Genomic DNA, 14,184 nt, shown 5'->3' with positions numbered 1-14,184 from the left:
ATCAGTACCGATGCATTTCAGCAGCAATAGATCACGCCAGCTTTTGCCAGGGACTCCACTTCATCTTGTGGGATACCCAGGTCACCAAGGATCTCTCGAGTGTTCTCTCCGTAAAGTGGTGCTTGCTGAAAAGGCACTGGAGGAGTGTCGGGAATAGAGAAGGGGGCGTTTATAAATTGTATTGAGTCACGGCTTGTACTGCGTGTATAAGGAATTGATACAGTCTTGTCGTTATCTTGGACATAGGGGTTGTTAAGCGCCTCGGCGATATCATAGACCGGGGCACAGGGGATTTTACCCTCCATTTGAGCGCACCATTCTTTTGTTGTTCTCTTCTGGAAGTGCTGGTCCAGAGCTTCTGTCAGCAGCTCTCTGTTTTGCATCCTGCTTTCATTGGTCAAAAAGCGGGCATCAGTTTGTAATAAATCGGAGCCTAGTTCGTGACAAAGCATTTCCCAGAATTTCTGGGTTAAGCAGGCCACGTAAAACCAACCATCTGCTGTCTTTACTAATTGGCAAGGTGCTTGGGATGCGTGGGCTGAGCGAGGTTGCTTCCCTGGGACTATCCCCTCGTTGAGAAACCATAACCCTTGGTAGCAGAGGCAATTTAGCGCAATATCGAATAAGTTAGTGTCAAAATCACCGCCTTTTCCTGTGACTTCGGTCCTCAGTAACCCTGAAACGGTACAGAGGGCTGAATAGACACTCCCCAGGAGATCCACTACTGACACGCCAACTTTGGTTGGGATCGATCCTGGTTCTCCAGTCACTGACATCCAACCAGTTTCTGCCTGCATAAGGAAATCATATCCTGGCCAGTGCTTTCTATTGTTGTCTCTGCCATACCCTGAGAGATGGGTACAAACTATTTTGGGGTTCGCCACTTTGAGGTCAGCATAGGTAACGCTTAACTCTTCGGGCAAAGAACCTCGAAAGTTGTCGATAACAGCATGTGAGTTATTCACAAGCTTCAAGAATACCTCCCTGCCAGTGGGATCCCTGATATCCAGGGCCAAGCTCTTCTTGTTGTGGAGCGTCGATTCACTTGTCTCATTGTCTTCGCGAGCTTCATCAAGATAGATAGATCCCATTTTTCTAAGTGGATTCCCACCTTGTTTGGGGTCTTCAATATTGACTACTTCTGCGCCCAGAAAAGCTAGTAAAGTGCCATGAAAGGACCCTGCGCCCCAGGTTTCGAATGAAAGAATACGCTTTCCGTGGAGAGGGAGCATCATGATATACCTGATTTGCGCAAACAAAATTAATGGCCAGCCAAGTTTTGCCACTTAGTTACAAGTGGGTATTAGTTTATAGATCACTGTGTAATTCTGATGTGGGAAAAGAGAGTACGAAGTTTGCATTGGTTATTAGGATCTATTGAAGTTACGGCGGACATTGAGTGTTTAATTATTCCTCTTAGGTTTGACTGACAAATAGTATCCCGATCCGAGAAATAGTTTTTACCTAGTAGTAAGTCTAAGTATGCGCCACCAACGCACAACCGGGTATTGCAAACTAGACTCTTTGAGATCCAGTTAATGGCTTTTAAGGATGTGAATATGGATCGTTTTCATATCAGCAGGGTGGAGTTATATGCGATAGCCGATAAATGTGCGCCGCCAAAATGATATTGTTTTGCGTGACAACCCTGGACGCAATTTCGTATTCATTGACCGGGGTTGCCACAAAGAATCTTGATGCTGAGGTAAATGTTATGCCAGCATAAAATAGTTGGTCAAATGACATAAAACGGCAAGGGATCGCGGAGTGTCCTGATTTTCAGCCCTCCTCCTTGTGTTGCTCGGCATCAAAGTATGAATAATATAAGAGTATCGTTTTTGATTGTTGTTTATATCTGAAATTCAGAGTATTTAAACGGCGTGTATAAATCTAACGGCTTCGTTCTTACATTGTTGGTTTATGCCCGTTCATCACTTTGCTAACACCTTTCGCTACCCTGGCAGTAAATTGAGCCCTGGAAGTTAGGAGTAACTGCTATTTTTAAATTTATAGGAGTACAAATTTACTTTGAATCCATAGCTTTTCATTGCATAAGAACACCATTTGTCGATATCAAGATGGGAGCTTTGACAAATTGTTTTTTGTTCCGCTGTAAAGGACTTTTAGTCATATCGACAAATCAATGTATTGGATTCTGTGAGGGTCTTGAGTTGTGTAAAGCGACAAGGAGGTTACTATGCGCCTGCACTCAGCTGTCATTATTGGATCACTTATTTTTTCCATGGAGGCCATAGCTGCTGACTATGGTAGTCTAGAAAACCCGTGGGGGTTTCGTCCATATATTTCACTGAATGGTGGAGTTAATAGGCTGGAGGTTAAGCAGGATTATCGTACTGTGGGTGTATTTTATGACCCATATTTCTACTACGATTATTTTTACGAATATAGTTACTACAAAACCTCAAGTTCAGGAAGTGAGCCTTGGGGCAGCGTCGATATCGGGATCGACTTCAATGGCTACCCGTTTGAACTTCGCTTTAGCTATGGCAGAACAAATTTAGGGCGATCGATATCGGTAGAAAATATCGATTATATCGATGACGAAGTTACAGTTGTTGAGCGATACCAGGTCAATCAGAAACATCGCTTGGATGTATTTTCAATTACAGGAACTCTGGATTTATCTTGGTATTGCGACAGGTCCTGCATGTATTTGTTGTTGGGCTATAGTTTTGCGCAGCTGGACTGGTCATATACTATGGATGAATTTTACGCTGGTGGTAACTATTATGGGTCAAATGAATTCAGTAAAAGCTATTTCCATGTAGGTCTAGGTGCGCGATACAACTTTAATAATTCTTTCCGTATAAGTGCCGAATACATGCTGCATAATGTTGGTAAGGTGGGGGAGTATTATATAAATGACTTTGACCATATAGAATTTGATTTAAGGAACCTTAATGTGTTGCAAGTTGGTATATCCTTTATATTCTGATTTATACTTCTTGTTCATTTAAAATGAAAGTATGGGTTAAAGCCATACTTTCATGAATATGGGTGCTCAATCTCTCAAATAGTACTAATCGATAAGATCTAAGAGCTTCCTCTTATCAACTTTCCCGACTGCGGTAACCGGCAGACGAGATAACACTTTAAGCTGCTCAGGTAGCTTAAAGCTGGCCAGGCCCCTTTCGGTTAAGAAGTCGCGCAATGTTTGCAAGCTTGGCGCTTTATCCGTACATACGATAGTCGCTCCAACTTGCTCTCCCATCTCTTGGTCTGGCAAAGCAATGATAGCTGCTTGTTGGATGCTGGGGTGGGCGAGTAGATGCTCTTCAATTTCGTCACATGCAAATGTTTCCCCGCCCCGATTTACAACATCTTTGAGTCGTCCAGTAACTACAATATTGCCATTGTCCAGAATGCGTACACGATCCCCGCTGCAATAGAATCCATCTGGGGTAAAAGCGCGTCGGTTATGTTCTTCTGCACGGTAATAGCCTCTCAGTGTATAGGGGCCGCGAGTAAGCAGTTCTCCTTCTTCTCCGGCTTTCACTTCCTGTCCGTACTCATCAACCACTTTTAGAGTATCGAGGGAACTCATAGGTCTTCCTTGAGTATTGGTGATGGTTTCATTGTTATCTTCGCGATGGGTGTAACAAATCAACCCTTCGGCCATACCGAATACCTGCTGTAGTGCACCGGGAAAAGCATCTATCGCAGCATAGGCGTCAGTTGGACTCAGTTTTGAGCCACCAACTTGAAGTAAGCGGAGAGAGCTTAAATCAGCATCTTCCCATTCTGTCGCTGCAGTCCAGACTTGAGCCAGTGCTGGGACCAGGGCTGTGGCGGTTACGCCGTAACGCTCTATCAGCTCAAAGCAGTAGTCCGGGCTTGCATCTTTGGTGAATATTACCTGCCCACCCATGGATAGCGTGCCCAGAATGCCGGGGCAACCCAATGGAAAATTATGGGCGGCGGGGAGTACTGCCAGATAGATTTCATCTTTTCCTAAATTACAAGCAGCCGTAGCGCAGGTAATGTTGTAGCGATAGTCATTGTGGGAGCGTGGAATAAGTTTCGGAAGTCCTGTAGTGCCACCGGAAACGAGGAATAGAGCTGGGGCGTTGGGGTCTACGGGAACAGGGGTGAAGCCTTGGCATTCTCTTCTGGGCAGGGAGGGGAATGTGTCATTTTCATCAGAACTGTATATGCCTCGCAAAGTCGGAGATTGCGAAGCAATTTGTTCTATCATGCTGTGACGGCTTGCATCACTTTCCGCTCCTGAAGTGATATAGATACTGGCACCCGAGACCTGTGCAAAATGGCATATTTCATTTTGGCGATGCGCAGGCAAAGCTAGTACAGGAACCAGTCCCGCTCGAAATAAGCCGAGCAGGGTTGTAATAAAACTGACCTGATTGCTCCACTGGAGTATTGCCCGCTCCCCAACTTTGTAGCCTTGTTCCACCAGGCCTGCAGCAATGCTATCGGCCTCATTAACCAATTCAGCATAAGTTAATTGATCCGATAGGTCCCGAACTGCGCATTGATTGGGAAAGTTTTTCGCATTACGTGTGATCAGCTCCCAAATAGGTTGGTTATCCCAAATTCCTTGTTGCTGATAGAAATCCTCTAGTTCCTTTGGGTGAGGCGTGTATCCATTAAGTAAATTATTTTCCATGCTGGTCTCCTGAAATGTTTGGGTGGAGCAGGGGAGTGTTTTTTTGAATCTTCTTCAGATTTCTAAATTAAGAATTAACAGTTAGTATTCACGGCTTCAAATTTCTTATTGAGATAAATCTATGTCCGGCGCTTGGCTACAAATCCCTCGCCCTCAACCTAAAGCGGCTATCCGACTTTTGTGTTTGCCTCATGCTGGTGGTACAGCATCACTTTATCGACCTTGGGCGAAATTATTGCCAGATTCCATAGAATTGGTGCTCGTATGTTTACCGGGTAGGGAGCAACGCTGTAATGAAACTATGCCCACAAATATGCAAACTTTAATTGCTTTGTTAAGTAGGGCTATCAAACCTGTCATCGATAAACCCTGGGCAGTATTTGGGCACAGTATGGGAGCTACAGTTGCTCATGAATTGGCTCTCTCCTTGTATCGCGAAAAATTGTGCGGTCCTGAACACATATTTGTCTCTGCGCGCGAAGCTCCACAATTTCAAAAGATTGGAAACGTACACCAGTTGAGTGATGAATCTCTGTGCCAACAACTCATTGAGCTTGGCGGCACCTCTCCTGAATTATTGGAAATTCCTGAGTTAAGGGCTCTACTACTTCCTGCTATACGCCAGGATTATCGATTGATCGAAACCAGCAAGATGTCCTCGGACCAACTTTTAGATTGTCCCATCACCGCGATGCTAGGACGGGATGATCCTGAGTTGAGCACCGATGAAGCTCGGGGTTGGCAGCAGTGGACCAATGGTGAGTTCCAACTGAAAGAATACGCAGGTAACCATTTTTATCTGTCAGATTGTCCTGATCTGGTGGTTGGCCATATTGTTCAGAAGCTCCGCTTGGCCTAACTGCATGTAAAGTTAAGTTGGCCGTATAAAATCTTTCTGTTTCTTGTAACGCTATCGAAATTAATTATCGGGAGAATAGGGCTGTTGAGCGGCCCTATATTCTCCATCGTTCAATAGATAGCGGATCTCTGCCTCGATTAATCCGGGATCATTATTTTTGATGATGTTCGAATTATTTCTCTTTAGTAACAAGTAGCACACTCTCTCTCCACCCTGACGCCCAAATCCAAAACAAACATCCCGTTGATTTCGTAAATGATATGTTATAACGTTTCATTATTGATGGGAAGATGAACTGCTTAGGTGATGGAGTTTCTATGCAAGCAACGAAGCTACCAATGGAGTGTGAAAATCTGAATGAGATCCGCCAAGGTATCGATTCCATTGATCGCGAGATCATCAGGCTGTTGCAGCGGCGTATGGGGTATGTTTTGTCAGCAGCCCAGTTCAAGCCGGATGAAACGAGTATTCCTGCTCCAGACCGGGTTGCGGATATGTTGATTGACCGCCGTCGTTGGGCTGAGAAAGAACAACTTTCCGCAGATTATATAGAGCAGCTTTTTACCGGGATTATTCACTGGTTTATCAACCAACAAAAGCTGCATTGGCGCGCTGAGCGCGGCTTGCCCGTTGAGGAAGGTGTATGAAGGGCCGCTCTAAATATGCTGGCCTGGAAGCCTGTTTGCAGGAAGCCAAGTCCAGGGTAAGCCGGGGGCAGCCAGAGGTTCTGGCATCGTTTTCAACTCCATGTCATAGACGCAACCCAATAGAGTTGTTTGCCACCGGCTATCAGCATGAAAGATTCGCGTCTCTGTGGGGTGTGCCCTCTAGAGATGAATATGCTGTGACCTTTGGCTCTGCCTGTGAATTTAGTTGTGCCCCAGGGGAATCTTGGTCTGAAATCCAAGCCAATTGGCAAAAATTACTGTCCTCCGCTGTGGTAAGCGGGGGGCATCGGCCGGTTTTGTGTGGTGGGTTTGCTTTTGATAGCCAAAAAGATTCCTCATCCTTGTGGCAAGACTTTCCCGCAGGGGCGCTTACGTTGCCCGAGTTGGCCCTTTACTGTGAAGGGGGTCGCAGTTATCTGGTAATGAATTTTATCGTTACCGATCAAACAGAATGCAATCAGACTGCGGAGCGGATGAAGGCGCGGTGGCAGCATATTTTGTCTCGTAGCTCCGACCTTTCTGCGAATGACAATGTGTTTTCGGTGGAGTCTGATTTTAGCCAAAATTATGCAGGCCAAATAGCTTGGCAGCAGCGTGTAGTTGGTGCGGTCGAATCAATCAAGCGCAACGAGTTTCAAAAAGTAGTTCTCGCTCGTTCTGAATCACTGAGCGCGGATTGCTGCCCGGGAAGTATTCTCGGATATTTACAAGAATCTTACCCCGATGCCTATTTATTTGCCTTTTCCCGCGGAAAAAGTTGCTTTCTTGGGGCTTCGCCTGAGCGCTTAGCGGCTGGTAAAGACGGGCGTATTAGCACAGTGGCTTTGGCCGGTAGCGCACCTCGGGGAAAAGACCTGGCAACTGATTACAAATTGGGGATATCTCTGCTTGACAGCGAGAAGGACCGATTTGAACACGACCTGGTTGTCCAACATCTCCTTTCTATTTTGCGCAAATACTGCCACAGCGTAGCGGAACCTGAACCGCCCCAACTCTGTAAATTAAAGCAAATTCAGCATTTGCTGACGCCTCTAGAGGGCTTGGTGAAAGATGGTGTAAATCTGTTGGATATCTTATCGGATTTACACCCAAGTGCTGCGGTGGGAGGCCTGCCGAGGAAAAAAGCACTGAAGTATATCCGTGAAAATGAAGACCTGGATCGCGGTTGGTATGCCGGACCTGTTGGTTGGCTCAATGCCGAGGGGGAAGGGGAGTTTGCTGTTGCGCTGCGCTCTGCACTTACTACTCCGGGCAAGGTAACACTATTTGCCGGTTGTGGCCTGGTTGAGGCTTCCCTTCCTGCCCACGAGTATCGTGAAAGTTGTATCAAAATGCGTGTTATCCGAGACGCAATAAGGAGCGTATCTCTTGTCGCCGAAGCCGCAGAATAAATCAGAGCCAATCAGTCCGGCCAGTTTGTTAAAGGATTTAGTTTGTCAGGCTATTGATGCCGATATTAATGGCATTCATCCGCAAGCTGACTTAATTGCACTGGGGCTTAACTCAGTACAAATCATGAAGATAGCTGGTCAATTAAGGCAGAAAAAGATCAAAGTAAAATTTGCTGATCTTATTGCAGTGCCTCAATTGGAAGCCTGGCTTTCTCTACCTCAGTTGGCTACTGGAACTGAAGAAAGTACCAGTGAACATTTATCTGTGCAGGGAGTCTTTGATGAAGGCACTCCCTTTGATTTGGCACCGATGCAACATGCCTATTGGATTGGACGAGACCCGAACCAATATTTAGGGGGTGTAGCCGCACATTTTTATCATGAGTTTGATGGCCAGGATGTAGTACCTGAGCAACTGGAACAGGCTGTGCGCTCCCTATTCGAGCGGCATGGGATGCTGCGTGTTCAAATCCTCGATGATGGTCGACAGCAGATTCCCACAGAAGTGAGCTGGCCCGGTTTAAAGGTTCATGATTTCAGGCATCAGGCTACCGCAGAAGCGGAGCAGAGTCTTATCGCTGTTAGGGAGCAACTCTCCCATCGGCAGCTGGATATATCGCAGGGCGAGGTTTTTGATGTACAGCTCTCATTGTTACCTGCGGAATTAAAAGCTGGCGGCACACGCCTGCATATTAATCTGGATATGGTAGCTGCAGATGCCTTTAGTCTGCGCGTATTACTGAATGACCTGGCCAAGCTTTACCTGGAACCAGAGCAGTCTCTGGTACCGCTTAATTACATTTATCCGCGCTACCAGGCTGACCGCAGCGCTCTTCACTCAAAGGAAGAGCGCCGAGCTGAGAAGCAGCAGGCCAAAGAACACTGGCAGGGTCGCCTGGCAGATTTGCCCGGTGCCCCTCAGTTGCCAACCGCAATAGGTGCTGAGTCCAAAGACACTCGTCGAGTTGTTCGGCGTCACTATAGCTTGTCTGCGGACCAGAAAAACCAGCTGGCAGAACTTGCGAGCCGTCACCGTATTACTTTGTCCATGACCCTGGCAGCGGCGCTTGCGGAAGTGCTTACGGCCTATAGCGAAGAGTCAGATTTCCTGCTGAATCTCCCCCTGTTCGACCGGGAATCCCTGCACCGGGATGTCAACTCTCTGGTAGGAGACTTTACTTCTTCGATCTTGCTTGCCTGGCAGGGCAGCCAGAGTGGAACCTTTGTTGAGCGTGCACAGCGTTTACAACACAACTTCCGTCAGGATGTAGCGCACGGGAGTTATTCCGGCGTAGAGGTGCTGCGTGACCTCAGCAGGCAACAGGGACAAACGGTGTTTGCGCCGGTTGTTTTTACCAGTGCGCTTGGGTTGGGAGAATTATTTGGCGAGTCAGTTCGGAGTGCCTTTGGAGATGTCAATTGGATTATCTCCCAAGGGCCACAAGTGTGGCTGGACGTACAGGTTATGGAACTCAAAGGTGGCCTGTCCGTAAACTGGGATGCGCGGGAAGCTGCTTTTGCTCCCGGCGTCCTGGATGGCATGTTTGCGGCCTTTACGCAGTTACTGGAATGCCTGATCGGTAGCCCGGAATTTTGGGCCCAGCCGATACCATCGCTGCTACCAGCGGAGCAAAAGCACCAGCGCCAGCAGGTTAATTCCACAGCCAAGCCATACCAGTCTCACCAATTACACGAACATTTTTTTAGCAATGCCAAAAACTGCCCGGAAGCAGTGGCTCTCTATTGGAACGGTGAACAAATCCGTTACGGGGAGTTGGCCCACAGTGCTTTGGCGATGGCCGCGTATTTACAGCTTCAAAGTGTTGAGCCCGGTGATTTGGTCGGTATTTTATTACCCAAGGGGCCGGAGCAGATTATTGCAGCCTTGGGCGTATTAGCGGCAGGAGCGGTTTATCTGCCACTGGGTATAGACCAGCCACCGTTGCGTAGAGAGCGCGTACTCAAACTTGCTGGAGCCAAGCTGGTTATAGATAACTTGTCTGTGCTCTCTGGTGTCGCGCCTTTATCCAAGCCTGTTGTGGGAGAGGCAAAAGATCTCGCCTATACCATTTTTACCTCTGGCTCTACCGGTGAACCTAAGGGCGTCGAAATTAGTCACGGGAGTGCCTGGAACACCATAGCGGACATTAACGCGCGCTTTTCGGTTAATGAAAATGATCGCGTGCTGGCCGTATCGGCATTGGATTTTGACCTTTCCGTTTACGATATTTTTGGGCTCTTGTCCGCCGGCGGAGCATTGGTATTGGTTGAAGAGGAATCCCGGCGGGATGCTGAGCGCTGGCATCAGCTGGTGTGCCAGCATGGCGTTACTGTTTGGAATACGGTGCCGGCGCTGTTGGATATGCTGCTGGCCACGGGTGGTAATACCCCAGCTGGAGAGCTGCGCCTGGTATTAAATTCTGGCGACTGGATCAGCCTCGACCTGCCGGAACGGTTAAAACGAGTAAACCCCGGTTGCCGCTTTATCGCTTTGGGTGGCGCCACTGAAGCTTCTATCTGGTCGAACAGTTTTGAAGTCAAAGAAGTTGATTCCTCTTGGCGATCTATTCCCTATGGTTACCCCTTAGCCAACCAGCAATTCAGAGTGGTGGATGCCTTGGGGCGCGATTGCCCCAACTGGGTGACAGGGGAGTTGTGGATCGGTGGTGCTGGCGTTGCTTTGGGGTATCGCGGTGCTCCCGGTATCACCGCAGCCCGTTTTGTGACAGACGAAGGCGAGCGCTGGTACCGCACCGGAGACTTGGGTCGCTACTGGCCAAATGGTTGTCTGGAATTTTTGGGCCGCGCCGATAACCAGATCAAAGTGCGTGGACACCGCATCGAACTCGGTGAGATTGAAGCCGCGCTGACTGCGCACAATGCGATTGCGCAAGCGGTCGCTCTGCTGACCCAGCGAGGTGTGGTTGCGGTTGTAGTTCCAGAGCCCAAAGTGGCGAAATCCAGCACCGCTTCAGAAAAGTGCTTTGTTGATTTGCAGCAATTGCAGGAACCCTTGAGCGACTTGCGGGAATTCCTGACCCAGCGATTGACCAGCGCCATGCTTCCCAGTGAGCTTTGCTGTCTCACTGAGATCCCCCTTACCGCCAATGGCAAAATTGATCGCGGTAGTTTGCAGCAGCTTGCCGATGAATCCCTAGCGCAGCATCAGGCAAAGCAGAACCCGCCGCAAGGTAAATTAGAGCAGCAGGTGGCTGCCGCCTGGAGTAAATTCCTCAATGTTGCTGATATCGCCCGGGACGACAACTTCTTCGCACTCGGTGGAGACTCCCTGTTAGCAACCCGTGTTGTGCGAGATCTGCGTGAGTTTGGTTTTGAAGGTGTCACACTGTCGGAATTGTTTAGCCAGCCAAGCCTGGCCGCCTTTGCTGCGACATTAGCTCAAGACCCTGCTGAGAACCCAGAGCAGAATAACAGCGCCACCGAAATTGCCACTACGCCTTGGCAATCGGATACGGCCAATCGCCACGAGCTTTTTGAACCTACTGAGGTTCAACGGGCCTATTGGCTGGGAAGGGACCCAGAATTTGTTTTGGGTGGCATTGGTTGTCATTTTTATCGCGAATATGACGTTGTTGATCTCGATCTGGAGCGTTTGGAATCTGCGCTGAACGACATGATTGCCCGGCATGAGATGCTGCGGGCTGTATTCGACAGTGAGGGGCGACAGCGCATCCTTGCGGATGTGCCGAGATTTTCCATCAATGTTACAGAGATAGACAGTGATCCGACTTCTGCTTTAGCGGAACTGCGGCAGGAATATGCGCAGCAGGTGTTTGAGCCAAGCCGATGGCCGCTGTTTGATGTCCGTGCAGTGCGCTGTGAGCGCAATACCCGATTGGCTATCGGGTTGGATAATTTAATTCTCGACGCTTTCAGTATTCTGCTGTTTTACCGAGAGTTAAATATCCTCTATCAGAGCCCTGAAACTGATCTACCTGCAATCGATCTATCTTTCCGCGACTATGTGCGCAATGTGTTGCCGCAAACTACCGCGGTATTTGATAGTGATCTTGAAGAAGGTCCCCTGGCTGCCGCAAAAACATTTTGGCAGCACAAATTATCAGAGCTACCCCCCGCGCCCCAATTACCCATTATTCGGGAGCCGGCATCCATTGAACGGCCGCATTTCGTGCGTCATCAACAGCATATCGACAAGAGTACCTGGCAAAGCCTGGTTGCACGTGCTGCTGAACAGGGAATCACGCCTTCGAGTCTGCTTCTAACTGCATTTGCCGAAGTGCTTAGCCGCTGGAGCAGTCGCCCTGATTTGAGCCTGAACCTTACCTTATTCGACCGCCGTGAGGTTCACCCGGATATTTATCGGGTAATGGGCGACTTTACCTCTTTGACCCTGGTGGGTTACTGGCCAGAAGCCAGCGACAGTTGGTTGGCAAGAGCGCGAAAAATACAAGGGGAAGTTGGCGCGGCCCTGGAACATCGCGAAATTTCCAGTGTAAGCCTGATGCGGGAATTAGCCCGCCGGCAGAGCGACGCGGAAGCCACAATGCCCGTGGTTTTCACCAGTGCACTGGGTATTCCCGGTGGCACAGCGGCACCGGAGGATGGGCCTCTGCGGGAACCCATCTGGGCCCTGACACAAACGCCGCAAGTCTGGTTGGATCACCAGGTGGTCGAAGTCGAGGGAGGCGTTTTCTTAAATTGGGATGTGGTCGAAGCGCTTTTCCCTGAGGGGATGTGCGCGGAAATGTTCCAGGCCTATATCGGCTTACTCCAATGGGCGGGTGACGCTGAATGGGATTCCACACCGCCTGATTTATTACCCAAGGCTCAACGGGAACTGAGAACCCAGCTTGAAAAGCGTACCGCAATTGACCCAACGGATAATTTGTCGCAGCGATTTTTCCAGCGGGCAAAAGCAAATCCCGACAATATCGCCTTATATTGGGGAGACGATAATTCTCTGAGTTATGGCGTTCTGGCAGAACGTGCTTTGCGTATCGCTGCCTGGTTATTGGAAAGCCAGGTTTCACCTGCCGAGGTGGTGGCCGTTAACCTGCCGAAAGGACCCGACCAGATTGCCGCTGTTTTGGGCGTACTCGCAGCGGGAGCCACTTATTTACCTGTCGGTATCGATCAACCGCAGGCGAGGCGTGAGTCAATGTTGCGCCGTGCCGATGTAAAAGTGGTGCTCGACCAAAGTGCAATTCAACAGGCCGAACAGTTCGCTCCTATAGATGAGCCTATTGCAACAGAAGCTGAGCAACTGGCTTATATCATTTTCACTTCCGGCTCCACAGGTGAACCCAAGGGCGTCGAAATTAGTCATGGTGCCGCCTGGAATACCATTGCGGATATCAACGAACGTTTCTCTGTTGATGAAAATGATCGTGTACTGGCCATTTCAGCCCTGGATTTTGACCTCTCTGTTTACGATATTTTCGGACTGCTATCGGTCGGTGGTGCGCTGGTATTGATTGAAGAAGAGGACCGACGGGATGCCGAGCGCTGGCATCAATGGGTATGTCACTACGGCGTCACCATCTGGAATACGGTACCGGCACTACTGGACATGTTACTCACTGTCGGTGCCGGTACACCGCCTGGCAATTTGCGTTTGGTATTAAATTCCGGCGATTGGATTGGCCTGGATTTACCCCAGCGATTAAAACAAATACAGCCCGATTGCCGTTTTATCGCACTGGGGGGCGCCACGGAAGCTTCTATTTGGTCCAACAGTTTTGAAGTTATAGACGTTGACCCAAGCTGGCACTCGATCCCCTACGGATACCCCCTGGCTAACCAGAAATTCAGGGTAATGGATGCCCAGAGGCGCGACTGCCCTGACTGGACAACGGGTGAGCTGTGGATTGGCGGTGACGGAGTCGCCATGGGCTATCGCGCGGCTCCCGAGTTGACTGAAGCGCGCTTTGTTAGGGTCGATGGTGAGCGCTGGTATCGCACAGGGGATCTTGGACGCTACTGGCCGAATGGATGCCTGGAATTTTTGGGGCGCGCCGATTGCCAGGTCAAGGTCCGTGGCCATCGCATAGAGCTGGGTGAAATCGAAACCGTATTTAATCGTCAGATGTTTGTGCAGCGCGCCCTGGTGCTGGCCACAGAAGAACAACAGCTGGTCGCTGCCGTTGTGCTCAAACCTGAATGTCCTTCAACTTTTAGTACTGATGACTTACGCGAGTATCTTCGCTGTTACCTGCCTTCCTACATGGTTCCGGATTTCATAGTGACTTTGCCGGAAATGCCCCTAAGTGCAAACGGAAAATTGGATCGGGCTTCAGTATTAAAACTCGTGAATGCGGTGGAAAAACCGCAACAGGAAAAAGCGGCTGAACTGGTGACGGATAACGAGCGTCTGGTAGCCCAGATTTGGCAAGAGCTTCTTAGCCTGCCCGTAATAAACCGCGATCAAAATTTCTTTGAATTGGGTGGCGATAGTTTATTGGCAACCCGGTTTATTGACCGCCTAAAACAGCAGCACCGTTTGCTCCTTCCCCTCAGACGTTTATTTGCCTCTCCGAGACTGGCAGATGTTGCCGGTGCCCTAAGCACAATGGAACCGCCAGTGGATATTGATGCGGATATGGTGGAAGAGGGCGTGATATGAATTTGATAAGTAAATTA

Annotated in this window: 7 protein-coding genes; 5 read left to right on the top strand and 2 right to left on the bottom strand. The window is 49.0% G+C overall.

What is annotated here, in order from left to right:
* Positions 1-17: 17 nt before the first annotated feature.
* Positions 18-1,235, bottom strand: coding sequence for a CaiB/BaiF CoA transferase family protein (locus tag ACJJIY_RS15920; protein WP_445358323.1), 1,218 nt, complete (start codon positions 1,233-1,235; stop codon positions 18-20).
* Positions 1,236-2,197: 962 nt separating this feature from the next.
* On the opposite strand from ACJJIY_RS15920, the gene ACJJIY_RS15915 reads away from it, so the two are divergent.
* Positions 2,198-2,956, top strand: coding sequence for a putative outer membrane beta-barrel protein (locus ACJJIY_RS15915; protein WP_444897406.1), 759 nt, complete (start codon positions 2,198-2,200; stop codon positions 2,954-2,956).
* 84 nt (positions 2,957-3,040) lie between these two features.
* Here the strand turns inward: ACJJIY_RS15915 and ACJJIY_RS15910 are convergent, their stop codons facing one another.
* Entirely contained in the window at positions 3,041-4,645 is a 1,605-nt protein-coding gene (locus tag ACJJIY_RS15910; protein WP_445358322.1) for a (2,3-dihydroxybenzoyl)adenylate synthase, read from the bottom strand.
* A gap of 121 nt (positions 4,646-4,766) precedes the next feature.
* Between ACJJIY_RS15910 and ACJJIY_RS15905 the strand changes: the two genes are divergently transcribed.
* From ACJJIY_RS15905 to ACJJIY_RS15890, 4 genes are all read left to right on the top strand, one after another.
* Entirely contained in the window at positions 4,767-5,504 is a 738-nt protein-coding gene (locus tag ACJJIY_RS15905) for a thioesterase II family protein (protein WP_445354145.1), read from the top strand.
* 317 nt (positions 5,505-5,821) lie between these two features.
* Positions 5,822-6,151, top strand: a complete 330-nt coding sequence (locus ACJJIY_RS15900; RefSeq protein ID WP_020415350.1) for an isochorismate lyase — start codon at positions 5,822-5,824, stop codon at positions 6,149-6,151.
* On the top strand, positions 6,148-7,563 hold the full coding sequence (locus ACJJIY_RS15895) for an isochorismate synthase (protein ID WP_445358321.1): 1,416 nt from the start codon (positions 6,148-6,150) through the stop codon (positions 7,561-7,563). The genes ACJJIY_RS15900 and ACJJIY_RS15895 overlap by 4 nt, the downstream gene beginning before the upstream one ends.
* Positions 7,541-14,167, top strand: coding sequence for a non-ribosomal peptide synthetase (locus ACJJIY_RS15890; protein WP_445358320.1), 6,627 nt, complete (start codon positions 7,541-7,543; stop codon positions 14,165-14,167). The genes ACJJIY_RS15895 and ACJJIY_RS15890 overlap by 23 nt, the downstream gene beginning before the upstream one ends.
* Positions 14,168-14,184 lie beyond the last annotated feature (17 nt).

Source organism: Microbulbifer maximicatervae (SeqCode) (genome assembly GCF_052468155.1).
This window is presented reverse-complemented; position numbering and strand designations above follow the sequence as displayed.